Below are 23,782 nucleotides of genomic sequence, written 5' to 3' on the forward strand. Positions count from 1 at the left end.
CTCGCCGTTGCGCCTGCGGCGGGCGTGGGTTGTCGGGCGCGGTGACGGTCCTCCGGGGCAGGGGTGTGGGACTGCTTCGCTTTACGTCCCACACCCCTGCCCCTCCGACCCGTCCCCTCCCGTGAGTGGGGGTGACTGATCCTGGGGGGCGAGCGCTGTCTGTTCACTGCGGGCAGGGGACCACTCGTGCGCGCCCCCACCGGCCTTTCCCTCTCCCACCCACGGGAGGGTGGGGGCCGGAGGGGCTGGGTGTCCAGACGTAAAGCGAAGCAGTCCGGACACCCAGCCCCGCAGGCCCACACCCGCAGCGAACAGCCCCGCGCAGCGGCACAGCCCGCCGCAGGCGCCACGGCGAGAAAGCCAACAACGCGGGGCGAGCGCCGGCCGCCAGGCCACGGCGAGAAAGCCAACAACGTGGGAAGACCGCCGCCCGCACGGGCATGCTCCTACCGACGAGAGGAGTGCCCCTCATGCCGCACCACAGGAACGATGCGCGAGGCACCGTGCACCACCCGGTGTTCGCCCGCTTCTACGCGAGCTGTTGCGGGCCGGCCGCGGATGCGCGGGTCGGGGTGGCCAGGCTCCGCAGGGAGTTGCTGGCCGGCGCGACGGGGCGGGTCATCGAGGTCGGTGCGGGAACCGGGCTGAACTTCCGGCACTATCCGGGGACGGTCTCGGAGGTGGTGGCGATCGAGCCGGAGCCGACGCTGCGGGAGGTGGCCCGGTCGGCGGCCGCGCGCGTGGAGGTGCCGGTCGACCTGGTGCCGGGGGTGGCGGAGGCGCTGCCGGTCAAGAGCGAGGCGTTCGACACGGCGGTGGCGTCGCTGGTGCTGTGTTCGGTGCGCGATGTGCCAAGGGCGCTGGCGGAGCTGCGGCGGGTGCTGCGTCCGGGCGGTGAGCTCCGGTTCTTTGAACACGGGCGGGCCGCGGGGCGGGGGCTGGCGGCGGTGCAGTGGGGACTGGACCACACGGTCTGGCCGCTGCTGATGGGCGGCTGTCACACCTGGCGGGATCCACTGGGCGGGATCCGGGCGGCCGGGTTCGAGCTGTTGCGGGTGCGGCGGCTGACGGTGCCGGAGCGCGGGCCGACCCTGCCCACCTCACCGGCGGTGCTGGGCGTGGCGCGCCGGCCGGCCGGCTGACCTCCGGTCACACCGTCCAGGTCCGCAGTTCCTCCGCGATGGCGTGCACATCCGCCGTGCCCTCCTTGACGAGCCGGGCGAGGTCGCGCACCTGCTCGGGGGAGGTGGCGATCTTCAGGCCGCTGGCGACGAGGTAGCCGTAGGCGACGGCGGTCGCGAACATCGCGTTCGACCGCTCCAACGCCGGTACCTGGAGCAGGAGTTGGAGGAGGGCAGCAGCGCGGTCCTGGGGCTCGCGGTAGACGGGAACGCCGAATATCTCGGCTTCATGGCGGCTGACCGCGGCCACCAGGGCGCCCCAGTCGGTGACCTGGGGGTCTCCGGGGGTGTGTCGTTCTGCGATGAGGAGGAGCCAGGCGAGATCGATGCGCAGTGTCACGTCGTGCCCGGCAGTCCTTCGCGGTCGGTGGGTGCGGTACTGCCGGAGCCGCCGTCCGGTTCCCGGCCGAATTCCTCGGCGAAGACCCGCTCGTACTGCTTCATGAAGTCCGAGGCGGCCTCGACGAAGGTCTGGCCGACCTCGCCGGCGTCCTTGAGGACGAGCTCCTCGATATAGCGGTTCATGCTCACCCCCCGCTGTAGGGCGCGTTCCCGCGCCGCTTCGGCGGTGGCCTCGTCCACCCGGACGTTCAGCTGTGTCTTCGCCACGCCTCCAAGCTAGCGCGGTTCCGCTAGCACCGGCAAGCACCGCCGTCCAGGGCCGGCGGGACGCGGCGCGGTCGGCCGGACGCGGGGCCCGGCACAGGCATCCGCGCGCCGCTGCCGGGCCTTCCGGAGCCGATGGCGCACGATGTGAGCGCCCTGCGACCTCGGCCATCAGGAGGACCGTCGCCGTGTCCGTCCCCGCCGCCGTCCCCCACCTCAGGCGCAGTCTGCGGCGCTTCGACATCATGGCGATCGGCGTCGCCGCGGTGATCTCGTTCGATGTGATCGGGCAGATCGCCGCCGGGGGCGGCCAGGCCGTCACCTGGATCGCGGTGATCGCGGCGGGGTTCCTGTTGCCGTACGCGCTGATCTTCGCCGAGACCGGTGCGGCGTTCCCTCAGGAGGGCGGCCCGTACGTCTGGGTGGAGGTGGCGTTCGGCCGGCTGGCCGCGGCGCTGACCACCATGTTCTATTGGGTCACCAACCCGGTCTGGCTCGGCGGTTCGCTGGTCTTCGTGGCGGCCCAGGCGTGGGACGGCTTCGTCTTTCCGCTCGGTTCGGGAACGGTGGCGGACTACGTCTTCAAGCTGGTCTTCATCTGGGCGGCGATCCTCACCGCGGTGGTGTCGCTGCGCCGCGGCAAGTGGATCACCACCGGCGGTGCCGGGGCGAAGGTGCTGGCGCTGGCCCTCTTCACCGCGACGGCGGTGGCGTACGGCGTCCAGCACGGCTTCCGCGGGCTGGAGGGCTCCGTCTTCACGCCCAGCGGTGCGGGGTTCCTGACCCTGGTGCCGGTGCTGCTGTTCGCGTTCGTCGGGTTCGAGGCACCCAATGCGGCCGGTGACGAGATGCTCGATCCGCAGCGCGATGTGCCGGTCGCCATCGCGATGTCCGGCACCATCGCCACCTGTTGCTATCTGCTTCCGGTGGCGGCCATCGTCGCGGTCGCCCCGGCCGGGCGGGTCACCGGCGTGGGCGGCTTCATGGACGCCGCCCGGCTGGTCTTCGGGATCTACGGGAGCTGGCGCGGACCGCTGCTGACCCTGGTCGCGGTCCTGTTCGCGCTGGCGCTGCTGACCCAGGGCAGCGCCTGGATGATCGTCGCCGACCGGATGCAGGCGATGGCGGCGGCCGACGGCGGGTTCTTCAGCCGGGGTCTGGGCGTCTTCCACCCGCGGCTGGGCACGCCGGTACGGATGAACCTGCTCTCCGGCGTCGCCGCCACCCTGTTCATGGCCGCGGCGATGAGCCTGGCGAACGGGGACGCCTCGGCCATCTTCGGTGTGGTGCTGACCGTCGCGATCACCACCCTGCTGCTGTCGTACATCGCCGTGATCCCGGCGTTGCTGGCGCTGCGGCTGCGCCACCCGGACGTACCGCGGCCCTACCGGGTCCCGTTCGGCCGGCGCGGATTCACCGTCGCGACCCTGCTCGTCTACGCCTGGATCCTGCTGGGCTGCTGGGTGGCGCTGTTCCCCGGCACGCTGGAGACGTTCGTCGGCATCCGCTACGACTTCCGGGCCGCCTGGGGCGTCTCGCGGTTCACCTTCGAGGCGTTCACCCTGGGCACGGCCGTCCTGCTGCTGGCGGTCGGCGCGGCCGGGTACGTCACCCAGCGCATGCGCACCCAGCCCCCGCACGACCAGGACGGGTCGTCCGGCCCGGCCCGATAGCCGGCCGGGCGGGAACGGATCGCGGGTACAAGGGAGTTGACCGGTCAGGGTCGACAACGATCACGCACGCTCCAAGGGGGCTCCATGCCACGTCCGTTCCGCTTCGGCATCAATATGTTCACCCTGGACGCCGGGGCGTCCTGGCGTCAGAAATGCCGCCGGGCCGAGGAGTTGGGCTACGACGTCCTCCTGGTCCCCGACCACCTGGGCATGCCCGCGCCGTTCCCCGCGCTGATCGCCGCGGCGGAGGCGACCGAGCGCCCGCGGGTGGGCACCTTCGTCCTCAACGTGGGTTTCTGGAACCCGGCGCTGCTGGCGCGCGAGGTGGCCACCGCCGACGCGCTCACCGGAGGCCGGCTGGAACTCGGGCTGGGCACCGGGTACGTCCGCGCCGAGCACGAGACGGCCGGGCTGCCCTGGGGCTCCCCCGGCGAGCGGGTGGACCATCTGGCCCGTACCGTCGAGGAGTTGGACCGGCTGCTGGGCGACCCGGAGCACGTACCGCAGCCGACCCAGCGGCCCCGGCCCCCGCTGCTGATCGGCGGCAACGGCCCGCGGATGCTGCGGCTGGCGGCGCGGCGCGCCGAGATCGCCGCGTTCACGGGTGGCCGGCAGGCGCCCGGCGGGCCGGAGGGCACACTGGAGCTGCTGCCGGCCGAGGCGCTGGCGGCTTCGGTGGAGCGGTACCGGTCGTTCGCGGCCGACCGCCCCGAGCCGGCCGAGCTGAACATCCTCGTGCAGCGAGTGGTGGCCACCGACGACCGGCGGGCCGCCGCCCGGGAGTGCGCCGCCCTGGGCGTCGGGCTGGACGAGGAGCAGGCACTGGACGCGCCGACGCTGCTGCTCGGCACGCCGCAGCAGATGGCCGAGCAGCTACGGGAGCGCCGGGAGCGGTACGGGTTCTCCTACATCACCGTGCTGGATCCGTATCTGGAGGCGTTCGCCCCGGTACTGGAGGAACTGAAGGGCGAATGACACCGCCCATGTGGTTCGGCCGACAGGTTCCACTGCGCGCCCTTCACCGCCGGCCATGCGGTGTCTTCGTAGCGCAGGCCGCAGGCCGCAGGGCGCTGGGCGCAGGGCGGGTGCGCTGGCTGCGGCCTACCGCTTCGGCATGGCCTTGAACCTGAGGCCGGTTGAGCGCTCAATGTCGGCGATGTCCGTCTGTAGGGAGAGGCTCTCGGTGTGTGTGCTGTACTGGTAGATCTCTGCATTCGCCAGCGCCCTGACGACCTGCGCCTCGTCCGCCATGTTCGGTGCGGCGCAGGTGCGGTGGGTGGTGAGCTTCGGGTCGCGGAAGATGACGTGCACGCCGGAGAAGAAGACCTTGGCGGTGAAGTCGTTGCAGCCGAGCTTGCCGGTCACGGTGCCGTTCGGATGGAAGTCGAAGTAGAGGTCCTTGCCGGACTTGAAGTCCTCGGTGAGGTCCTCTGCGGTCCACTCCGTCAGTTGCCACCTGATGTCGAAGAAACCCTGGGGCCTGATCTGGCTGACGCTGAGGGCGTCACCGTGTTCGTTCCTCAGCTGCGAAGTGGCGTCACCGGGGTACTCCGGGCGCTCCCCCTATGGAACTCCAACCACGGTCTGGCGGAGTACGGCACTTTGATCTTCTTCCCGTCCACCGTGAGGTCCCTGATCGACCAGACGCCGCCGGCCAGTACCCCTCCCAAGCCTCCCGGCCCCTTCTTCGCCGGCGAAGCGGACGCCGCACCGCCGCCGTCCTTCCCGCCCGGCGCCGTCCCGCACGCCGAGACCACGGCACACGCCACCACTGCCGCAGCGCCCCATCCCACAGCACCTCTTCGAGAGATCCACATGCCTATCCAAACGCCGTCCATGGGGGATTGCGTTCCACGGTTCGTGGAGAGGCGGACGAGCCTCAAAGCCGGCCTTGGTCGCCACCTTGCAGGACGCCTCGTCGCGGTCGGGGTGCGCACGTTCCAGGCGGTGGAAGCCCGCCTGCTTCACTGCTCAGTCGGTCAACGTCGTGAGGGAGCGCGGGGCTCGGGACCCAAGAATCGGCTGGCGGACGGGAAGCCTCTGGTGCTTGGGTTGCGGCCATGATCGATATAGAGATCCGCTCTGCTGTTTCTGCGGACGCTGCGACCGTTCTCGACTTCTGGCGGGTGGCCGCCGAGGGCACGAGCATCAGCGACGACGTGGCAGGGATTACCCGGCTGATCGGGCGTGACCCTGATGCGCTGCTCCTGGCGGAGTCGGACGGGGTGCTCGTCGGCACGGTGATAGCCGGTTTCGACGGCTGGCGAGCCTCGTTGTACCGCCTCGCCGTGCACCCGTCCCGGCGTCGGCAGGGAGTCTCGAAGGCGCTCCTCGAAGCGGCCGAGGAGCGCTTCGCGAAGCTCGGCGGACGGCGCGGAGACGCGATGGTGCTGGAAGCGAACGAACTGGCCCACCATGCCTGGGCAGCGGCGGGATATCAGCGTGAGGAGCAGTGGCGGCGCTGGACAAAGCCGCTGGTCTGAGCGTGATCGGCCCGTGCCGAGGGGGGCTGCGAAACCTCGGCTGCGACGGCCGGCACCGAGTCCCCTGTTGGCCGGCCGTCCATCCCCGTCACCGCCGTCCCGCCGCCGTCACCGCCCCCCGCCGCCCCTCTGCCGCCGCCGGCAGAGGGACGGCGGTGCGCCGTTGGCGTCGCGGCGCCGCGGGCCGCCCGGGCGCCTCCGCCCCGACGGCCCGGGCGGGGGGCGATCAGCGCACCTCGGAGCACCGCACCCTCAACTTTGCCGATCCTTTACCATGGTGTTTCCCCTACCCCGATGAAAGGTGTGTGAGCGTCCAGTCATGGGCGAGCCTCCCAGTTGTCGAGCACCCTCCCGACACAGCGCGAACCTCCCGATCCTGTTCGATCATGGAACGGAGGTGACTCGATGACCGAGCTGCTCTTCCTGGGCGTGGCGCTCCTCCTGACCCTGGCCTGCGGCGTCTTCGTGGCGGCGGAGTTCTCGCTGACCACCGTCGAGCGCAGTGAACTCGAACGCGCCGTCGAGCGCGGCGAGCGGGGCGCGGCGAGCGCGCTGAAGGCGGTCCGGGGCCTCACCTTCCAGCTCTCCGGGGCCCAGCTCGGCATCACCGTCACCGGCCTGGTCATCGGCATGCTGTCCAAGCCCGCCATCGCCACCCTGCTGGCGGGGCCGCTGGACGCCATCGGCCTGCCGCGGTCGGCGGCCGAGTCGCTGGCGGTGGTCCTCGGCACCCTGATCTCCACGGTCGTACTGATGGTCGTCGGCGAGCTGGTCCCGAAGAACTGGGCCATCTCGAATCCGCTGGTCATCGCGAGGAGGGTGGCCACCGCACAGCGCGGTTTCAGCGCCGCCTTCAAGCCGTTCATCGGGCACCTCAACAACACCGCGAACCACATGGTCCGCAGGATGGGGCTGGAGCCCGCCGAGGAGTTGGCCTCGGCCCGCGGTCCGCAGGAGCTGGTGGCCCTGGCCCGGCACTCCGCCAAGGAGGGCGCGCTGGAGCCGGACACCGCCGAGCTGTTCGTCCGCACCCTCAACCTCGCCGATCTGACCGCGGAGAACGTCATGACGCCGCGGGTGCAGGTGGTGGCGCTGGAGGTGCAGTCCACCGCGGAGGACGTCGCCAACGCCACCCGGGCGACCGGGCTCTCCCGCTTCCCCGTGTACCGCGGCAGCCTGGACAGCGTCGTCGGCGTGGCGCACATCAAGGACGTGCTGACCGTTCCGGCCGAGCGGCGCCCCCGCCACCCGGTCTCCGAGCTGCTGCGCGAGCCGCTGCTGGTCCCCACGACGCTGACCGTGGACCGGCTGCTCGACCGGCTCTCCGGCAAGCGCACCATGGCCGTGGTGATCGACGAGTACGGCGGTACGGCCGGTGTCACCACGCTGGAGGACATCGTCGAGGAGGTGGTCGGCGAGGTCCGCGACGAGCACGATCCGATGGAGACCCCCGACCTGGCGCCGGCCGGCACCGACGCCGACGGCCGCAGCCTCTATCAGGCCGACGGCGCGGCCCGGGCCGACCAGCTGGAGCGGATCGGCCTGCGGCTGCCGGAGGGCCCGTACGAAACGCTCGCCGGTCTGATCGCCTCCGAACTGGGGCGGATACCGGTCGCCGGCGACCATCTGGAGGTGGCCGGCTGGACCATGGACGTCCTCGACGCCTCGGGCCACCGCGCGGCCCGGGTGTTGCTGCACGCCCCGGCGCCGGGCAGCAGCGTCGAGCAGGATGCGGAGGCCGGCCGATGACCGCGCTACAGCTCTTCGTGGGCCTGCTGACGCTGGTCGTCAACGCCTTCTTCGTCGGCGCCGAGTTCGCACTGATCTCGGTGCGGCGCAGCCAGATCGAGCCGTACGCGGAGCGCGGGGACCGCCGGGCCGGCAGTGTGCTGTGGGGTCTTCAGCATGTCTCGGCCCTGCTCGCGGCCGCCCAGCTGGGCATCACGCTGTGCACCCTGGTGCTGGGCGCGGTCGCCGAGCCGGCGATCGCGCACCTCCTGGAGCCGGTGTTCCATGCGGTGGGCATCCCGGGCGCGCTGATCCACCCGATCTCGTTCGTCATCGCCCTGTCCCTGGCCACCTATCTGCACATGCTGGTCGGCGAGATGGTGCCGAAGAACGTGGCACTGGCCGAGCCGGTGCGCACCGCGCTGTTGCTCGGGCCGCCGCTGGTGGCGCTGACCCGGGCGCTGCGCCCGGTGATCTTCGCGATCAACGCGTTCGCCAACGGGCTGCTCAAGCTGCTGCGGGTGGAGACCAGGGACGAGGTGGCGGCGACCTTCTCGGACGACCAGCTGGCGAAGATGGTCGAGGACTCCCGGCAGGCCGGGCTGCTCGACGAACGCGCCCGGGAGCGGCTGCGGGACGCGCTGGAGCTGGGTCGTCGCCCGGTCCGGGACGTGGTGCTGCCGGTCGAGAACGTGGTCTCCGCCCGGATGGGGAGCACCCCCGAGGAGCTGGAGCAGCTGGCCGCCACGTCCGGCTTCTCCCGTTTCCCCGTGGTCGACGAGACCCGGCGCATCCTCGGCTATCTGCACGTCAAGGACGCCTTGGACGCCACCCCGCGGAACCTGCCGTTCCCGGTGTCGGCGCTGCGCCCGATCGCCCGGGTCAAGGCCTCGACCCCGATGGACGACGTGCTGACGGCGATGCGCGGCTCCCGTACCCACCTGGCCGCGGTGATCGGCGACGACGGGCGGCTGGCCGGGCTGGTGACCATGGAGGACGTACTGAGGGAGCTGGTGTTGCAGCAGCCCGCGACCTGACGAGGGGGGCGGATGCCCGTGGTCCTGACCGATCGGTTAGATTGCTGACCGATCGGTTAGCCACGACTGAGGGGGGCATGGGCATGGACCGCACGACGTGCTGCATCGTGGGCGGCGGACCCGCCGGACTGATGCTGGGACTGCTGCTGGCCAGGGCGGGGACCGAGGTGACCGTGCTGGAGAAGCACGGCGACTTCCTGCGCGACTTCCGGGGGGACACCGTTCACCCGTCGACCCTGCGGCTGCTGGACGAGCTCGGCCTCGGAGAGGCGTTCGCGCGCCTGCCGTTCGCCGAGCTGACGGAGATGCGGGCGCAGATCGGCGGCACGACCGTCGTGATGGCCGACATGCGCCGCATCCCGGGCCGCCACAAGTACTTCGCCATGGTCCCGCAGTGGGACTTCCTCGACCTGCTCGCGGGCGCGGCCGCCGAGGAGCCGGGCTTCACCCTGCGGATGCGCACCCGGGTCACCGGGCTGCGCACCGACGGCGGCCGGGTGACCGGCGTGGAGTACGTCGACGAACACGGCACGCCCGGCACGCTGGCCGCGGACCTGACGGTGGCCTGCGACGGCCGCGACTCGGTGGTACGGCAGGCGGCCGGGCTGCGGCAGCGGCAGTTCGCGGTGCCGATGGACGTCTGGCAGGTGCGGGTGGACGCTCCCCCAAGCTCTCAACTGCGTTCGAGCAAGGGGGACCCCCATTCCGACGACCTCAAGAGCGGCCGGGTCTTCGCCCACTTCGGCGGTGGCCAGGTGGCGGTCACCATGGACCGCGGGACGTACTACCAGACCTCCTACCTGATCGAGAAGGGCCGGGACGCGCAGCTGCGCACGCACGACGTCCAGTGGCTGCGGGACCGGCTCGGTGCGCTGTTCGACTGGGACGACGAGGCCACCGGCGCGATCCGCTCCTGGGACGACGTCAAGCTGCTGGAGGTGACGTTCGGCCGACTGCGGCGCTGGTACCGAAACGGGCTGCTGTGCATCGGCGACGCCGCGCACACCATGTCGCCGGTCGGCGGCGTCGGGGTGAATCTGGCGCTACAGGACGCCGTCGCGGCGGCCCGGATCCTGGCGGCGCCGCTGCGCCGCGGTGCGGTCGGGACGGCGGACCTGGCACGGGTGCAGAAGCGGCGGGAGCTGCCCATGGTGCTGATGCAGAAGTCCCAGCAGGCCGAGCACACCATGATCCGTTCCGCGCTGGCCGGGACGCTCGACGGCGACCGGCTGCCGGTGCCGATGCGGTTGCTGCGACGGGTACCGCCGCTGCGGACCGTGGCCGGCTACCTGGGCGGGATCGGGATACGCCCCGAGCGCACGCCCGCGTTCGCCCGGCGGATCAGTCCCGGCGCTCGATCGCGTTGAGGGTGAACTCCTCCAGCTCCGCGGCCGCGGGATCGAGGTCGAACTCCGGGTGCGCCAGCCAGTGCGCGATCACCCCGTCGATCGCCCCGCCGATCGCCAGGGCCATGGTCTGGGGGTCGAACTCCCGGAAAACGCCCGCCTGCTGACCCTCCGTCAGCAGATGGGCGAGGTGCTGCCAGCGGTCGTGGGTGTCGTGCGAGCCGGGGGTCTTCAGGCGGGTGCCACCGGCGTCGTCGAGCAGCATCTCGGTGATCACACGGACGTGGCGGCGGTGGGCCTGCTGGTAGCCGACCATCGCCCGGACGTAGGCGACCAGCCTGTCCCGTGGGCCGGAGGCCCGGGCCAGCCGCTCGGCGACATGGGCGCTGAACTGCTCCAGCACCTGCTCCAGCGCGGCCCGGGTCAGGTTGTCCTTCGAGGAGAAGTGGTAGAGCACCGCGGCCTTGGACAGCCCGGCCCGCTCGGCGATCGCCGACAACGAGGTCGCGGGGTAGCCGCGGGTGGAGACCAGGTCGATGGTGGCCTCGATGAGCTGCTGCCGGCGGGCCCGCTCGGTGAACGTCGGAGCGGCGTCGGGGCCGTCGCCCCGGCGGGGAGTCATCGCGCGTCCACCTGTCCCTTTCCTCGCCCGTCGTCGGACGTCTTCCTCGCCCTTCGCCGGACGTCTTCCTCGCCCTTCGCCGGACGTCTTCCTCGCCCTTCGCCGGACGTCTTCCTCGCCCTTCGCCGGACGTCTTCCTCGCCCTGCGGACGTCACCAGACCGTACACCGCACACCGTCGACACGGCCCTGGTGGAGCTGGCCGTACCGTTCGGTATGGAGGGCGGTAGGATCTCCCCGCCATGGAGACGCATGCCCAATACACCAGTTTCGTCGCGGTCGGCGACAGCTTCACCGAGGGAATGTCGGACGGCTTGCCAAACGGCTCGTACCGGGGCTGGGCCGATCTGCTCGCCGCCCGGCTGGCGGGCCTCCCCCAGCCCTCGGCCGGGGAGCAGGCCGCTGCGCTTCGCTCCCCCGGCTTCCGGTACGCCAATCTCGCGGTGCGCGGCAAGCTCATCGGGCAGATCGCCGACGAGCAGTGCGGGCCGGCCGCCTCGATGGGCGCGGACCTGGTGACGCTGGTCGGCGGCCTCAACGACGTACTGCGGCCCCGGTGCGATGTGGAGCAGGTGTGCGCCACGTTGGAGAACGCCGCCGGGCTGCTGGCCAGGGGCGGCGGGCAGCTGGTACTGATGCGCAGCCCGGGTCGGCAGGGGCCGGTGCTGGAACGCTTCCGGCCGCGCATGGAGCAGCTGTTCGCGCGGATCGACGAGGTGGCCGCGCGGCACGGCGCGGTGGTGGTCGACCTGTACGCCTCACGGGCGCTGGCCGATCCCCGGCTGTGGGCGGACGACCGGCTGCACCTCAACGCCGAGGGCCACCTCCGGGTGGCCGAGGCGGTCTGGCAGGCGCTCGGGCTGCCCGCCGAGTCGGACTGGGACGCGCCGCTGCCCGCCCCCGCACCGCCGTCCTGGGGCGCACGGCGGGCCGCGGACCTGCGCTTCGCCCGGGAGCACCTGGTGCCCTGGATAGGCCGGCGCCTGTCCGGCCGCTCCTCCGGGGACGGCCGGACCGGCGCCCAGTTCAGCGCCGAGCTGGGCGAAGCCTTCTGGGTCACCCCCGCGGACCGCACCAACCCCGGCCCGGTGACGGAGTGGCAACGCCTGGCGACGTAGTCCCACCCCGCCCCGGCACCGCGCGCACCGTCACCGACCGGGCCGCCCGGCAACCGCCGGTCGCGGAACGGGGCCGGCAACCGCCGGTCGCGGAACGGGCGGCCGTCCGCGTCAGCGCAGGTCCAGTCCGAGCTCCTTCTCCAGCACGGTCGCCTGCTCGGGCGTGGCGTAGACGAAGTAGGTGTCGAAGGTGGTCTCTACCAGGCGCACGAACTCCACCAGGTGGAACCGGCGGGGATCGTCGCCGGGGTCGGGATCGACGTGGCCGATGCACTCCATGACCGCGAGGAGGTCGAGGTAGTCGCCCGACGCGTGCTCGGCCCACAGGGTCACCGGGACGCCGTTGCGGGCGAACTCCAGGACCCCGCCGCGCTCCTCGTCCGGACGCAGCCGCAGGTCGGTGATGGTGACGGCGCCGCCGGTCAGTGCCGCGGCCTCCTCCAGGATGGCGGCGTAGCTCCCCTCCAGTTCGTCGACGTCGTCCCCGTGGGCCGAGATCGCCACACCGAACTCTTCGAGCGCACTGGCCACCTCATGGGGCAACAGCTCTCTGTGGGCCAACGCCGCGCACTCGGCCAGGACCTCCTCGACCTTCTCCCGGGTCACCATGCCCATCCGCTTCAGCAGCGCCCCCACGTGCGCGTACGAGGACGCCCTGAACCAGATCAGCACGTCCCGCAGACGGTCCTCGCCGTCCTGCGGCTGCCCGTCCGCCTCCTCGGGGAGGAGCAGTTCGCGCAGGCACCCCAGCGGAATCGCCATGCCCCCGAGCCGCTTGTCCGGCTGGTCCACGAAGGGCACCCCGGTCCACACGTTCTCCCACGAGCCCGGGGCTCCGGGCTCGGCGTCGGGGTCGAACGGTATGTACTGCCACACCGCTCCCCTGTTCCGCCGGATCACCTCGCCCAGATACCAGCAGGCGCCCTGCACGAACGGCTCGTCCTGCGCGGCGTCGAACTCCGCCGCCGTGGCGAACCGCTGCCGCACGGCGGCTTCCAGCCGGCCCAACGTGTCGGGGTGGAAACTCCGCCTCCACGCTCCGTCGAGCGCGTCCTCGGCCCAGTCGGGATGCGCTGTCTCGCGCTCGTCCAACCAGGCCGTCAGAACCGGGTCCTCCGGCAGCGGCGCCGTGGGATCCACGTGCGGTGTGGGATCCTTGACCGGCTCCCATCCCGGAACCTCGCGCTGCCGTGCCGCAACGGCCCGCCGCAGCCGCGCGACCTCCCCGGCGAACGCGGTCCCGGTGCGGACCCGAAGGGCGTAGCAGATCAGCAACCGCGGTGCGACGGGCGAGAGTTGCAGTTCCGGGTCCGGACGGACCACCGGCTGCCCGGGGAGGTCGTCGACCGGCCGTGCGTTCCAGCCCCAGGCGCCGCCCGCCACGCCGAGCAGGACCTCGCCGAGGTAGGCCGTCGCGCGCTCCACCGACTCCGCCCACTCCTCGGGATCTTGAATGGAGTCGTGGCGCGCCAGCAGGCGAGCCTCCAGCTCGTCCAGCGACCCGGCGGAGTAGTCCAAGGGGAAGGAGGGGGTCTCCTCGCCGAAGAGCGTCGTCTGCAACAGCAGCAGGCGGTACGGCAGATCGCCGAACCACGCCTCCAGCAGACGCTGCGGGGAGTTCTCCTGCGCTGTCCCAGACACCATGCGGACACTGTAGGGGCGCCCACTGACAGCGGCCGTTGCGGCAGTTGGAGACGGTGGCCGAACGCCGGCCCGACGTACGGAATACTGCCGCACACAGATGCTGTTACGGGTGGGGGTATGGGTGCGACCGTTGGCGAAGGGCGATCCGCAGCAGATCGGCCCGTTCCGGATCGTCGGGCTGCTCGGGGGCGGCGGCATGGGGCGGGTCTATCTCGGCCGCGCGGCGGACGGACGGATGGTGGCGGTGAAGACCGCGCGGTCCGAACTCGCCGACGACCGGGGCTTCCGGACGCGTTTCGCCCGTGAGGTGGCCGCCGCCCAGCGGGTGGGCGGACCGTTCGTGGCACCGGTGGTCGATGCCGCGCCGCACGACGACGTGCCCTGGATGGCGACCGCGTACGTGCCGGGCGTCTCGCTGGCCGATGCCGTGCACGACGGCGGACCGCTGCCCGAGCACGTGGTACGGCCGCTGACGGCGGGCCTGCTGCACGCCCTGGCGGCGGTGCACGCGCACGGCCTGGTGCACCGTGACCTGAAGCCGTCGAACATCCTGCTCACCACCGAGGGCCCGCGCGTCATCGACTTCGGCATCGCGTACTCCGCCGCGGACACCGCCCTGACGACGACCGGTACCGCCCTGGGGACCCCGGGGTTCATGGCACCCGAGCAACTCGCCATGACGGGCCCCAAGGTCACCGGCGCGGCGGACGTGTTCGCGCTCGGCGGGGTGATCGTGTACGCGACGACGGGCGGCGGCCCGTACGGGAACGCCGAGCCGCAGATCCTGATGTACCGCACCGTGCACGAGGAACCGCGGATCGACGAACTGCCGGTCGGTCTGCGGGAGTTGGCGGCGGCCTGCCTGGCGAAGAAGCCGGAGCGGCGGCCCGCCCTCCCCGCCCTCATGGCGCGGGTGGGCACCCCGGGCCCGTACGGCGACTGGCTGCCGGAGACCGTCGCCGCACCGCTCCGCCGACTGTCCGCGCAGCTCCGCGACGCCGGGTCCGCGGACGCCCACGCACTGCGGCCTCCAGCCGAGGGGCCCGTCGACGTCCCTTACGACCAGCTGCCGACCCGTACGGCGGCGGCGGACGGCGCACCGCCCCCGCCGGCGTACGGCGCGATGCCGCCGTGGCCCGCGCACAGCCCCGCGCCGCCGCTGCCGGACTCCCCCGGGCGACCCGTGTCCCCGGGGCCGAGCCGGCGCCGCCTGCTCGCCGCGCTGTCCGTCATCGGGGGCGTGGCCGGCAGTGGGGCGCTGGCCTGGGCACTGTGGCCGGACGGCGGCAGTGGCGGCGCGAGCGCGGGGAACCAGCCCGGCGGCGGCGGTACGAGCACGGGGAAACAGCACGGCGGCGGCGGGCAGCCGGCCGGCGGGTTGCCGGCGGCGATACGCGACAGGGGCTTCGTCACCGTCGGCTCGGACATCACCTACGCGCCCATGGAGTTCACCAGCGGCGGCGCGCCGGCCGGTGTCGACGTCGATCTCGCGAACGCCCTCGGTCGGGAGCTGGGCGTGCGCTTCAAATTCGTGAACGCCCTCTTCGGCGACCTGCTTGCCGGCCTGCACTCCGGCCGCTTCGACCTGGTCATGTCGGCAATGACCGACACCAAGGACCGGCAGGTGGGGGGCGCCGACGGCACCCGTCCCACCCCCGGCGTCGACATGATCGACTATCTGACGGCCGGGCTCACGCTCGTCGTCCGCAAGGGCAACCCGGACGGCATCAGGAATGCCGCGGACCTGTCCGGCAGGACGGTCGCCGTCCAGCGCAGCTCGGCCGCGCGTGACTACATGGACGAGATCAGCCGGAAGGTCCCCGGGAAGGTGAAGGTCCGGGAGTTCGACTCGACGGCCGAACTCTACGACGACGTCGCCGAGGGCCGGTCCTCGGCCTGTCTCGACGACTTCCCGGTCGCGGCCCACACCGCCGCCACCCACTCGGGCGGCGCCGCCCTCGAACGCGTCGGCCGGCAGCTGGACCCGCTTCCGTACGGCATCGCGGTCGCCAAGGCCAACACCGCCCTGCGCGACACCGTGCGGGACGCCCTGGACCGCCTCGTCCGGAGCGGCGCGTACGCGAAGATCCTCAAGCAGTGGTCCATGGAGGACGGCGCGGTGCAGCGGGTGATCATCAACGGGGGCCGGTAGGGGCGGCCGGCCCGAGGCGGGGCGACCACGAAAAGCCCCTTTCCGGTCGCGGCCCGTCACCGCGCACCGGGTCGAGGCAGTCGCCCGACCGAGCGCCCGGCGCCGCTCCCGCATGGGGCACGGAGCCACTCCCGTACGAGGGACGGAGCCGCCCCAGCACGAGGCGCGGAGCCACTTCCGCACAAGGGACGGAGCCGCCCCCGTACGAAGGGTGAGCGCCCGGCGCGCCGATTGGAGGAACGTACGGCCGGGACCGGGGCGCTGGCCTGCGCGAATCGCCAGTAGACTCTGACCACGTGACTGCTGTGTCTGCGAAGCCTCGCATCCCCAATGTCCTGGCCGGCCGCTACGCCTCCGCGGAGCTGGCCGTGCTGTGGTCCCCCGAGTACAAGGTCAAGCTGGAACGCAAGCTGTGGCTCGCCGTGCTGCGTGCCCAGAAGGACCTGGGCGTGGAGGTCCCGGAGCGGGCGCTTGCCGACTACGAGCGGGTCCTGGAGACCGTCGACCTGGCCTCGATCGCCGAGCGCGAGAAGGTCACCCGGCACGACGTCAAGGCCCGGATCGAGGAGTTCAACGCCCTCGCCGGCCATGAGCAGGTGCACAAGGGCATGACCTCCCGCGACCTGACGGAGAACGTCGAGCAGCTCCAGGTACGGCTGTCGCTGGAGCTGATGCGGGACCGCACCGTCGCCGTGCTGGCGCGCCTGGGCTCGCTGGCCGCGCAGCACGCCGAGCTGGTGATGGCCGGCCGCTCGCACAACGTCGCCGCGCAGACCACCACCCTCGGCAAGCGCTTCGCGACCGCCGCGGACGAGCTGCTGGTGGCGTACGCCCGGCTCACCGAGCTGCTCTCCCGCTACCCGCTGCGCGGCATCAAGGGCCCGGTGGGCACCGCGCAGGACATGCTGGACCTGCTCGGCGGCGACGCGGCCAAGCTCGCCGAGCTGGAGCAGCGGATCGCCACGCACCTCGGCTTCGGCCGGGCCTTCACCTCCGTGGGCCAGGTGTACCCGCGCTCCCTGGACTACGACGTGGTCACCACGCTGGTCCAGCTCGCCGCCGCCCCCTCGTCGCTCGCCAAGACCATCCGGCTGATGGCCGGTCACGAGCTGGTGACCGAGGGCTTCAAGCCCGGCCAGGTCGGCTCCTCGGCGATGCCGCACAAGATGAACACCCGTTCCTGCGAGCGCGTCAACGGCCTGATGGTGATCCTGCGCGGCTACGCCTCGATGGCCGGTGAGCTCTCCGGCGACCAGTGGAACGAGGGCGATGTGTCCTGCTCCGTGGTGCGCCGGGTGGCCCTGCCGGACGCGTTCTTCGCGCTCGACGGCCTGCTGGAGACGTTCCTGACCGTGCTCGACGAGTTCGGCGCGTTCCCCGCCGTCATCGCCCGCGAGCTGGACCGCTACCTGCCGTTCCTCGCCACGACGAAGGTGCTGATGGGCGCGGTGCGCGCCGGTGTCGGCCGCGAGGAGGCACACGAGGCGATCAAGGAGAACGCGGTCGCCTCGGCGCTGGCGATGCGGGAGCAGGGCGTCGAGCGCAACGAGCTGCTGGACAAGCTGGCCGCCGACTCCCGGATCCCGCTGGACCGGGCGCAGCTGGACGCGCTGATGGCGGACAAGCTCTCCTTCACCGGCGCGGCGGCCGACCAGGTGGCGTCCGTCGTCGCCCGGATCGAGGAGGTCGCCAAGCAGCACCCGGAGGCCGCCGCGTACACCCCCGGCGCGATCCTCTGACGTGCGCTTCACACCCGAGGAGCTGGAGGCCGCTCGCGACTGCCTCGTCCCGGACGTGGCGGCGAGCGGCCTGCGGGTGCTCTTCTGCGGGATCAACCCGGGGCTGATGACGGCGGCCACCGGCCACCACTTCGCCCGGCCCGGCAACCGTTTCTGGCCGGTGCTGCACGCCGCGGGCTTCACGCCCCGCCGGTTCCGGCCGGCCGAGCAGGAGGAGCTGCTCGCGCACGGCCTCGGCATCACCAACGTGGTGGCCCGGGCAACCGCCAAGGCCGACGAGCTCACCGCGGCGGAGTACCGTGCGGGCGGCCGGCTGCTGGCCGAGAAGGTGGCCCGGCTCCGGCCGCGCTGGCTCGCCGTCGCCGGTGTCACCGCGTACCGCGTCGCCTTCGACGACAAGCGCGCCACGATCGGACCGCAGACCCGCACCCTGGGCGAGACGCGCATCTGGGCGCTGCCCAACCCGAGCGGTCTGAACGCGCACTGGACGCTGGAGACGATGGCCGAGGAGTACGGCCGGCTGCGCGCGGCGGCGTTCGCGCCGCAGGACGACGCCGGCGGTGCGGTGCGTTCTCCTTAGGGGAACGCCGCATTCCCCCTGCGGAGTTGTCGTCAAAGGTCACGCCCACATCGGGAGAGATGCGAGGGTGACGGCCGCTTGGTAGGACAAGATCCGCAGCGAACGCCGACAACGCCGGGGCCGCCCCCGCTCCAAAGCCGCGTGACCAACCCCAACACTGGCCACGGCTCCCCGCATTGATGCATTGTGCCTATCCGAGATCGTTCGCCGAACGGAGACGCAATGACCGATGAAGCTCCCTTCCGGGTAGGACTTCGCGTGCAGGACGTGGCCGAGGCGGCCACCTTCTACGCGGGGCTCGGGTTCGAGCAGGCCGGATCGATATCAAGTCCCGACGGCCGGCCGATCATGGCGATCCTGAGACGTGGTGACCTTCAGCTGCTCGTCGACGCCTTGACCGGTATGCCGTTTCCTGACAGCGACCGTGAACACATGACCAGAACCGGTCAGCGGGGCCTCGGTGTTGTCATCGGTATCGAGGTGGACAACGTCGACGCGACCGTGGAGTACTGCCGCTCGGCCGGAGCCACGGTCACCACCGCCCCGCTCAACGCGCCGTGGGGCGAGCGATATGCCGAGTGCCTCGATCCGTACGACTACGCATGGAAGTTCTACCAGCTGCTCCCGGACCCGCCCCAGGACAGCTTGAGCACCGCCTACGACAGCTGGTTCGCCTGACCCCCCACGCGCTACCGACCCTGCGGTGCGGTGCATTCCCCGTAGCCGGCCCCGGGGAACAATGGAACAGCGGTTGGCGCCAAGGCCTGATCTTGCCGTCTGGCAGAGCGTCCAACGGCTCTGCCGAGGTTCGGCAAAGCTCGGTTGAGCTGGTCGCCGCGGGGCTACGGTCCGGCCGTGCCGGTGGAATTGGAGATCCGCGAGCCTACGGCTACCACCAATACGAAGACCCTGAGTGGGGCCGGTCGAAACTGATCGAGGCGCAGGCGAAGGTGCCGATCGTGAAGTTCTGGGGTGAGGGCCTGCTGGCCCCGGTCGACGGGCTGCGGTTCGTTGTCCCGAAGCGGACCGTCCACGCCGGGCCGTCGCCGAAGTACTACCACTTCAAGCGCGGCATCACCTGGCGTTCGCCGAGTACGGACGGATCACCAAGACTCTCCACCTGCTCCGGGTCGTCGTCCGGGTCGACGACACCTACCGGCGCCAGATGAACCGGCAGGTCACGTCCGGGAGTCACGGCACAAGCTCGCCCGCGACATCTGCCACGGCAAGCACGGACAGATCATGCAGGCATACAGGACGGGGCAGCAGGACCAACTCGGCGCGCTCGGCCTGGTCCTCAATGCCGCCGCGCTCTGGACAACGCACTACCTCGACGCCGCCGTCGACCGCCTGAGGGCCCTGCCGCCGGAGGAGGAGCGGGGGCATGACGTCCTGGACGAGGACGCGGCCCGGGTCTCCCCGCTGAAGCACGCCAACCTCAACTGCCTGGGCCGCTTACAGCTTCGCCGCCCGCCCGCCACGCGAGGGCCTGCGCCCACTGCGTGACCCGGCGACCGTCCACCTCGACGAGGACGACGAGGGCACCGGCGAATGACGCGGCGTCAGGGCGCGTATCGGGTCGTGATCAATGAGCATCGCAGCTTCCGGGGCGGGTGCCCGTCTGGGTACGGGGCCCGGCGATCTGCGGCTGCGCCGTGTGGACGCGAGGGACCGGAAGCGTTGCCGCAGGCAGGCAGCGGCGGGGCGCGAGGGCCCCGGCCGCGTGCCCGCGGGGGTGGCGTGTCAGAGCACAGCGAGCCGGCCCACCAGCAGCTCCACCCTCGGCTCGGCGTCCTCGGGCAGGAGGCGGCCCGCGCGGGTCAGGGTCGCCAGGCCGTGCAGGGACGCCCAGAACACCTCGGTGAACAGCCCCGGGTCGACGCCGTCCCCGGCAACCTCGGCGAGGGACTCGAGCAGGGCGGCGAAGGCGTCCTTCAAAGGCTCCGGGGTGTCCTCCTGCGCGTACGGCAGGCCGCCGTCGAGCTGGAACAAGGCGTCGTAGACCGCCGGGTTGCGTGCGGCGAAGTCGAGGTAGGCGCGGGCCAGGGCGGCGACCCGGGCGCGCGGGCCGTCCGCGGCGGAGGTCGCGACCCGCACCGCTGTGGCCAGTTCGGCGGCCCCCTGAAGGGCGACGGCGCCGATGATCTCGCGCTTGCCGCGGAAGTGGCTGTAGAGGACGGGCTGGCTGTATTCGATGCGCTCGGCGAGCCGGCGGGTGGTGACCGCGTCCCAGCCCTGCTGCTCGGCGAGTTCGCGGGCTGTCGCCACGATGAGGCGCTCGCGCTCCGCCCGTTCGCGCTGTTTGCGTTCCTGTACCGACATAACTCGATCCTAGCATCGCTAGACATGAGAGCGGCAGCAGTACTAGCGTTGCCTCATCAGCTAGCAACACTAGATGCGAAGAGGGTCATCATGCTCAACGCACTCGAGGTCGTCACCACCGTGGTCGTCGGCGTGATGGTGGGGGTGGAGTTCTCCGTCGCCTTCGTCATCAACCCGATCCTCAACGCCCTCCCAGAGGACAGCGGCCAACTCGGCCGCGCCCACGGGGGCCGGATGCTCGGCGCCGTGATGCCGGTCTGGTACCTCACCTCGCTCGCCCTTGTCGCAGTCTGGGCCATCGCCGGATGGCACCACCACGGCACCGGCCTCGTCGTCACCGCCGGCACGTTGCTGATCCTCAGCGTGATCATGTCGCTTCTGCTGCTCGTCCCGATCAACAACCGGAGCAAGACGTGGACCCCTGACAACCGGCCCGCCGACTGGAAGGAGCAGATGAACCGCTGGGACCGCTTCCACTACGTCCGCGTCGCCGTCATCATCGCCGCCTTCGCCCTGCTGGTCGCCGCCCTCACCTGAGCCCGCGGGCTCACCCGCCCGGTCGTCAGCCGCAACCGCTCGGCCGCGCGCCCGTAGTGCGGCACCGCCACCTCCATCTACACCCCCGGACACCAACACCCTCGAACTCCGCTGGTATCCCCAGGACGCGGGCGCCAGCGACACCCACTGACCGATAGCGAGAGGAAGTGCCGAGAATGGCCACGCTGCAGAGCCTGGACCCGATTACGCCGATGTTCGCGCAGTTCAAGGAGAAGACCGGGCCCATCGTCCTGGCCAACACCTTCTTCGTTCCGAAGGAGAGGGCTGAAGCGTTCCTGGCCCTCTTTCGGAGGCAGGCGGAGTTCATGAAGGCTCAGCCTGGATTCGTCTCCCTACAGATGCACAAGGGAACGGCGGACAGTCACCTTCTGATGAACGTCGCGGTCTGGGAGTCGACCGAGGCTCTCGCCACGGCGTTCGGCAGCCCGGAGTTCCAGCGCATGGCGGCCGAGTTCCCCGACGACATCGTGTCGTACCCGCACATCTTCGAGCAGATCGACGTATGACACAGCAGTTGTAGCCGGGGGGAGGGCAGCCGGACAAGCCCTGCCTTCCCCCGGGCAGTCACGCATCCATGCACCATGCCGGGTCGCCGAGGCCGCCGAAGCCGCCACCGCGCGTAGCCCTGTCCCCTGAAGAGGAGTCACAAGAACAATGTCGCTGAAGAAGATCAACACCGTCCTGGTCGCCGCCTTCGTCCTCTTCATCCTCTGGTTCGGGGTGGAGTTCATCCTGAGCCCGGAGACGACGGCGCCGGGCTTCGGACTGCCGAGCTGGCCGTCCGGCGACGGCGACGGCTTCCTGATCATCAAGGGAATCCGCGACGTCGTCTTGGCCCTGGTCCTGGGCATCCTGCTGGTGACGGGCCACCGCCGGGCGCTGGGCTGGGTGCTACTGGTGGAGGCCCTCGCCGCGTACGGCGACATGGCCACCGTGCTGGCCCACCACGGCTCCGTGGCCACCGCGCTCGGCGTCCACGGCCTGACCGCGACACTGATGGTGGTCAACGGCCTGCTGATAATGCGCGAGACCCGCACGGTCGCGGCCGCTCCGGCAACGCCCGCCCCACAGCCCGCCTAACGCCACCTTGGCGCGTGTCAGTGAGAACGAGTTTTGCGAACCGATCCCGCGATTCGCGATCTCCGTACGGCGCTTCTCGATCTTGCTCGGCCAAGCTCCTGCGCGTGCCGACGCCCGCCAACCGCGGGCCCGGACAGCCGTGGCGGCCTGGCACCTCCGTCCCCCTCGCCCTCGCGCCGGACACCCCGACCGCCGACATCCGCATCGGGTACGCGAGGTGCTCGACGCTCACTCAGGAACTCCAGTCCCAGCTCGACGCACTCGCCAAGCACCGCATCCCGCGCGACAAGGTGTTCTCCGAGAAGATCAGCACCCGCGTTCGGGTCCGCCCCCAGTTCGAGGCCGCGCTCGCACTCGCTCGCCAGATCAAGGCCCACGCCCCGCACCGCCGGGTCATCTTCACCGTGTACGAGACGAAGCGCCTGGGCCGCGACACCGCCGAACTCACCGCGCTCGCCGACCACCTCACTGCCCACGGCCTGGTCTTGGAGACGCTCGCCGGGCCCCTGCCAGGGATGTACGACCCCAGCGGGCCGGGCCGACTGCGGTTCGCGTTCTTCGCGGCGATGGCGGAGACCGAGCGGGAGAACATCGCCGGACGATCCGCTCACCCCGGAGGAAGTCGACCTCCGCCAGCGCCTCCAGGACCAGGTCCGCCAGCCCACACAGACCGAGTAGCCAGCAAGATCAATCGCTTGGCGCCAACCGCTGTTCCGTTGTTCGCCGGGGCCGGTAGCGAGCGGTGCGTTCTCCCTAGGGGGCGTGGGAACGGATCCCGTAGGGGTGGGGTGCGCCCCCTGCGGGCCAGAACGGGGTGGGGGCAAGGGGTATTCCGGGGATCACTGCCCGTTCGGCAATACGTCATCTCGAAGGCGTGTACATGCCATCGCTCGGGTTCTACTCTGGCGCCGCCCGTGCACCCCCCACTCCCGTACGGAGGCCCCCGTGCCTGCTCCGTCCTCCTCGTCGTCCGAGCCGTCCGGCCTGTCCGAACCGTCCGCGTGCGGCCCCGCCGACCCGGCGCCCTCCTCGCACCGCGTCCACCGTTCGCGCCGCCGCAAACTGACCGCGCTCGCCGGGGCGTTCGGCCTGGCCGTCGCCGGCCTGGGCGTGTGGGCGGGCAACGGCTTCGGCGCCGAGGCCGCCGCCGCGGTGCCCACGCCCGACCACGTCGTGGTCGTGGTGTTCGAGAACCACGCCTTCAGCCAGGTGATGGGCAGTTCCAGCGCCCCGTACCTCAACTCCCTGGCCGACGACGGCGCCAGCCTCACCGCCTCGTTCGCCGAGACCCACCCCAGCCAGCCCAACTACTACGCCATGTTCTCCGGTGACACGCAGGGCGTCACCGACGACAGCTGCGTCACCCCGGGCTTCAGCAGCGCCCCCAACCTCGCCTCCGAAGTGACGGCGGTCGGCAAGTCCTGGGCGAGCTACAACGAATCGCTGCCCTCCGACGGGTCCACCACCTGCAAGAGCGGCAAGTACGCGCAGAAGCACAACCCGTGGTTCGGCTTCGGCAACGTGCCCACCGACACGGCGCACACCTTCGACGCCTTCCCCACGGACTTCAGCCAGCTGCCCACCGTCTCCTTCGTCGTGCCGAACCTGTGCAGCGATATGCACGACTGCTCGGTCTCGACCGGCGACACCTGGCTGAAGGACCACCTCAAGGACTACGCCGACTGGGCCAAGACCCACAACAGCCTGCTGCTGGTCACCTTCGACGAGGACAACCGGCTCAGCGGCAACCGCATCCCGACCGTGCTCTACGGCCAGCCGGTGCAACCCGGTTCCACCTCCGCCACCACCTACAACCACTACGACGTGCTGCGCACCCTCGAGGACATGTACGGCACCGAGCATGCGGGCAACGCGGCCAACGGCAAGGACATCAGCGGCATCTGGGCGAGCTGA

General features: G+C 71.4%; 22 protein-coding genes and 2 pseudogenes. 18 read left to right on the top strand and 6 right to left on the bottom strand.

Translation table 11 applies throughout. From position 1 onward, the window contains the following. Nucleotides 1-470: 470 nt before the first annotated feature. Nucleotides 471-1,142 carry a class I SAM-dependent methyltransferase gene (locus tag AB0C96_RS32470; protein WP_362922415.1) on the top strand — a complete coding sequence of 224 codons (672 nt, stop codon included), beginning with the start codon at nucleotides 471-473 and terminating at the stop codon, nucleotides 1,140-1,142. A 7-nt stretch (nucleotides 1,143-1,149) separates the two neighbouring features. Here AB0C96_RS32470 and AB0C96_RS32475 read toward each other — a convergent pair whose 3' ends face one another. Together AB0C96_RS32475 and AB0C96_RS32480 are read right to left on the bottom strand one after the other, a co-directional pair. Beyond that, entirely contained in the window at nucleotides 1,150-1,521 is a 372-nt protein-coding gene (locus AB0C96_RS32475; RefSeq protein WP_362922417.1) for a fic family toxin-antitoxin system, toxin component, read from the bottom strand. After that, nucleotides 1,518-1,790 carry a toxin-antitoxin system HicB family antitoxin gene (locus AB0C96_RS32480; RefSeq protein WP_362922419.1) on the bottom strand — a complete coding sequence of 91 codons (273 nt, stop codon included), beginning with the start codon at nucleotides 1,788-1,790 and terminating at the stop codon, nucleotides 1,518-1,520. The genes AB0C96_RS32475 and AB0C96_RS32480 overlap by 4 nt, the downstream gene beginning before the upstream one ends. Nucleotides 1,791-1,975: 185 nt before the next feature. On the opposite strand from AB0C96_RS32480, the gene AB0C96_RS32485 reads away from it, so the two are divergent. Both AB0C96_RS32485 and AB0C96_RS32490 read left to right on the top strand, forming a co-directional pair. Continuing rightward, nucleotides 1,976-3,460 carry an APC family permease gene (locus AB0C96_RS32485; protein ID WP_362922421.1) on the top strand — a complete coding sequence of 495 codons (1,485 nt, stop codon included), beginning with the start codon at nucleotides 1,976-1,978 and terminating at the stop codon, nucleotides 3,458-3,460. Nucleotides 3,461-3,544: 84 nt separating this feature from the next. Further along, nucleotides 3,545-4,435: an LLM class F420-dependent oxidoreductase gene (locus tag AB0C96_RS32490; RefSeq protein ID WP_362922422.1), complete on the top strand. Its 891-nt coding sequence runs from the start codon at nucleotides 3,545-3,547 to the stop codon at nucleotides 4,433-4,435. A 126-nt stretch (nucleotides 4,436-4,561) separates the two neighbouring features. On the opposite strand, the gene AB0C96_RS32495 is transcribed toward AB0C96_RS32490, so the two are convergent. After that, nucleotides 4,562-4,984 (bottom strand): META domain-containing protein, encoded by a 423-nt coding sequence (locus AB0C96_RS32495; RefSeq protein ID WP_362922521.1) that lies wholly within the window; start codon nucleotides 4,982-4,984, stop codon nucleotides 4,562-4,564. A gap of 536 nt (nucleotides 4,985-5,520) precedes the next feature. On the opposite strand from AB0C96_RS32495, the gene AB0C96_RS32500 reads away from it, so the two are divergent. The 4 genes from AB0C96_RS32500 (at nucleotide 5,521) to AB0C96_RS32515 (ending at nucleotide 10,075) form a co-directional block, all read left to right on the top strand. Beyond that, nucleotides 5,521-5,943 carry a GNAT family N-acetyltransferase gene (locus tag AB0C96_RS32500; RefSeq protein ID WP_362922424.1) on the top strand — a complete coding sequence of 141 codons (423 nt, stop codon included), beginning with the start codon at nucleotides 5,521-5,523 and terminating at the stop codon, nucleotides 5,941-5,943. A gap of 405 nt (nucleotides 5,944-6,348) precedes the next feature. Next, complete coding sequence (locus tag AB0C96_RS32505) at nucleotides 6,349-7,692, top strand: hemolysin family protein (RefSeq protein ID WP_362922425.1); 1,344 nt, start codon at nucleotides 6,349-6,351, stop codon at nucleotides 7,690-7,692. Then, nucleotides 7,689-8,708 (top strand): hemolysin family protein, encoded by a 1,020-nt coding sequence (locus AB0C96_RS32510; RefSeq protein WP_362922427.1) that lies wholly within the window; start codon nucleotides 7,689-7,691, stop codon nucleotides 8,706-8,708. Before AB0C96_RS32505 ends, AB0C96_RS32510 begins: the two co-directional genes overlap by 4 nt. A gap of 83 nt (nucleotides 8,709-8,791) precedes the next feature. Further along, a complete protein-coding gene (locus AB0C96_RS32515) occupies nucleotides 8,792-10,075 on the top strand; it encodes an FAD-dependent oxidoreductase (RefSeq protein WP_362922429.1) in 1,284 nt (427 codons plus the stop codon). Here AB0C96_RS32515 and AB0C96_RS32520 read toward each other — a convergent pair. Beyond that, a complete protein-coding gene (locus tag AB0C96_RS32520) occupies nucleotides 10,050-10,676 on the bottom strand; it encodes a TetR/AcrR family transcriptional regulator (protein WP_362922431.1) in 627 nt (208 codons plus the stop codon). The genes AB0C96_RS32515 and AB0C96_RS32520 overlap by 26 nt on opposite strands. Nucleotides 10,677-10,917: 241 nt before the next feature. On the opposite strand from AB0C96_RS32520, the gene AB0C96_RS32525 reads away from it, so the two are divergent. After that, nucleotides 10,918-11,793, top strand: a complete 876-nt coding sequence (locus tag AB0C96_RS32525; protein WP_362922433.1) for an SGNH/GDSL hydrolase family protein — start codon at nucleotides 10,918-10,920, stop codon at nucleotides 11,791-11,793. A gap of 111 nt (nucleotides 11,794-11,904) precedes the next feature. Here AB0C96_RS32525 and AB0C96_RS32530 read toward each other — a convergent pair whose 3' ends face one another. Continuing rightward, nucleotides 11,905-13,437, bottom strand: a complete 1,533-nt coding sequence (locus AB0C96_RS32530) for a hypothetical protein (RefSeq protein ID WP_362922435.1) — start codon at nucleotides 13,435-13,437, stop codon at nucleotides 11,905-11,907. A gap of 109 nt (nucleotides 13,438-13,546) precedes the next feature. On the opposite strand from AB0C96_RS32530, the gene AB0C96_RS32535 reads away from it, so the two are divergent. The 5 genes and pseudogenes from AB0C96_RS32535 to AB0C96_RS32555 form a co-directional block, all read left to right on the top strand. Beyond that, nucleotides 13,547-15,589 (top strand): bifunctional serine/threonine-protein kinase/transporter substrate-binding domain-containing protein, encoded by a 2,043-nt coding sequence (locus tag AB0C96_RS32535; RefSeq protein WP_362922436.1) that lies wholly within the window; start codon nucleotides 13,547-13,549, stop codon nucleotides 15,587-15,589. Between the two features lie 305 nt (nucleotides 15,590-15,894). Continuing rightward, complete coding sequence (purB, locus tag AB0C96_RS32540; RefSeq protein ID WP_362922522.1) at nucleotides 15,895-17,328, top strand: adenylosuccinate lyase; 1,434 nt, start codon at nucleotides 15,895-15,897, stop codon at nucleotides 17,326-17,328. A 1-nt stretch (nucleotide 17,329) separates the two neighbouring features. Continuing rightward, nucleotides 17,330-17,908, top strand: a complete 579-nt coding sequence (gene mug, locus AB0C96_RS32545) for a G/U mismatch-specific DNA glycosylase (RefSeq protein ID WP_362922437.1) — start codon at nucleotides 17,330-17,332, stop codon at nucleotides 17,906-17,908. A gap of 222 nt (nucleotides 17,909-18,130) precedes the next feature. Then, entirely contained in the window at nucleotides 18,131-18,586 is a 456-nt protein-coding gene (locus AB0C96_RS32550) for a VOC family protein (protein ID WP_362922439.1), read from the top strand. A gap of 245 nt (nucleotides 18,587-18,831) precedes the next feature. Further along, nucleotides 18,832-19,463: pseudogene (locus AB0C96_RS32555) on the top strand (Tn3 family transposase); the annotation flags it as partial. A 188-nt stretch (nucleotides 19,464-19,651) separates the two neighbouring features. Here AB0C96_RS32555 and AB0C96_RS32560 read toward each other — a convergent pair. Beyond that, entirely contained in the window at nucleotides 19,652-20,230 is a 579-nt protein-coding gene (locus AB0C96_RS32560) for a TetR/AcrR family transcriptional regulator (RefSeq protein ID WP_362922441.1), read from the bottom strand. Between the two features lie 90 nt (nucleotides 20,231-20,320). On the opposite strand from AB0C96_RS32560, the gene AB0C96_RS32565 reads away from it, so the two are divergent. From AB0C96_RS32565 to AB0C96_RS32585, 5 genes and pseudogenes are all read left to right on the top strand, one after another. Next, nucleotides 20,321-20,767 (top strand): DUF1772 domain-containing protein, encoded by a 447-nt coding sequence (locus AB0C96_RS32565; protein WP_362922443.1) that lies wholly within the window; start codon nucleotides 20,321-20,323, stop codon nucleotides 20,765-20,767. A gap of 176 nt (nucleotides 20,768-20,943) precedes the next feature. Continuing rightward, complete coding sequence (locus AB0C96_RS32570; RefSeq protein WP_362922445.1) at nucleotides 20,944-21,294, top strand: antibiotic biosynthesis monooxygenase family protein; 351 nt, start codon at nucleotides 20,944-20,946, stop codon at nucleotides 21,292-21,294. Nucleotides 21,295-21,442: 148 nt separating this feature from the next. Next, nucleotides 21,443-21,868 carry a DUF4267 domain-containing protein gene (locus AB0C96_RS32575; RefSeq protein ID WP_362922447.1) on the top strand — a complete coding sequence of 142 codons (426 nt, stop codon included), beginning with the start codon at nucleotides 21,443-21,445 and terminating at the stop codon, nucleotides 21,866-21,868. A 104-nt stretch (nucleotides 21,869-21,972) separates the two neighbouring features. Further along, nucleotides 21,973-22,413 (top strand): annotated as a pseudogene (locus AB0C96_RS32580) (recombinase family protein); the annotation flags it as partial. A 544-nt stretch (nucleotides 22,414-22,957) separates the two neighbouring features. Further along, nucleotides 22,958-23,782, top strand: coding sequence for an alkaline phosphatase family protein (locus AB0C96_RS32585; protein WP_362922523.1), 825 nt, complete (start codon nucleotides 22,958-22,960; stop codon nucleotides 23,780-23,782).

Source organism: Streptomyces sp. NPDC048506 (assembly GCF_040651315.1).
Lineage (GTDB): Bacteria > Actinomycetota > Actinomycetes > Streptomycetales > Streptomycetaceae > Streptomyces.